Annotated in this window: 1 pseudogene; it reads left to right on the top strand. The window is 79.6% G+C overall.

Annotated elements, in window-relative coordinates:
* Positions 1–255 (top strand): annotated as a pseudogene (locus tag ACI6QG_RS19700) (tape measure protein); the annotation flags it as partial.

The following is a 255-nucleotide window of genomic DNA, read 5'->3' as shown; positions in this document are numbered from 1 at the left end:
GCCTGTCCAACGCGCTGGCCCGGGCGCTGTCGGCCGCCGCCCGCGCCGTGGACAGCGTCCGCCAGGGCGCCGGCCTGCGCAGCGAGGAGGAACGCCTCGCCGGGCTGCGCCGCCAGGCCGAGGCGCTATCGGCCCAGATCGGCCGGCTGGAGAGCGAGGGCGACGGCCGCGACAGCCTGCGCGCGCCGGTCCGCCGCGGCAGCATCCGCCCTGGCCTGGTTGGCGTTGCCGAGCAGCAGGCCGGCGTCGACAGCC

It is taken from the genome of Sabulicella flocculans, assembly GCF_045449635.1.
Classification (GTDB): domain Bacteria; phylum Pseudomonadota; class Alphaproteobacteria; order Acetobacterales; family Acetobacteraceae; genus Roseococcus.
The sequence above is the reverse complement of the archived record's forward strand: the minus strand, read 5'-3'. Positions and strand labels throughout refer to the sequence as shown.